Raw genomic sequence first — 651 nt, 5'->3', positions numbered from 1 at the left:
CCGGTCGGTGGAGCGGCAGATGAACGACGCGACGGTCCTCGTCTCCCGGTTCCCGGTCGTGCGGGACCGGCTCGCGGCGGGGACGCTGTCGCTCCCGCACGCGCGCACGATCGTGCTGTGCGGGGACCGCATCGACGACGACGAGACCCGCCGCGTGTTCGAGGTGCGGGTGCTGGAGCGGTTGGACCGGGTGCCGATGACCGCGGCCGCGTTGGCGGAGGTGGCGCGGAAGGTCGCGCAGGAACTGGACCCGGTCTCGATCAGCGACCGCCACAAGGCCGCCCGGAAGAGGCGGCGGGTGGGGTTCCGTCCCGGGGAGGACGCGATGGGCGCGTTCGACGCGGAGGTCGCGAACGTGCTCGGGGTGGGGATGATGGACCGCATCGACCAGATGGCGAAGACCGTCATCACCGCCCGCGCCGCCGCCCGCCGCGCCGGCGACCCCATAGCCCTCGCGGATGACCGCACCTTGGATGAGATCCGGGCGGACATCTTCACCGACCTCACCCTCACCGGCACCCCCACCGGCCACGACCACCTCTACGGCGCAACCTTCCCCGAACCGAGCAACAGCGCGGACGCGAAGGACAAGGACACCGACGTCGGCCTCGGCGCCACCAGGGACGGCACGGGCGGCGCGGCCGATGCGAA

1 protein-coding gene is annotated in these 651 nt (G+C 72.7%); it reads left to right on the top strand.

The features are described from left to right. Positions 1-58: 58 nt before the first annotated feature. Positions 59-651, top strand: a 593-nt coding sequence (locus tag ACWXWW_RS17840) for a DUF222 domain-containing protein (protein WP_455971327.1), incomplete at its 3' end; no start/stop codon positions are given.

It is taken from the genome of Microbacterium sp. KNMS (assembly GCF_053851835.1).
The sequence above is the reverse complement of the archived record's forward strand: the minus strand, read 5'-3'. Positions and strand labels throughout refer to the sequence as shown.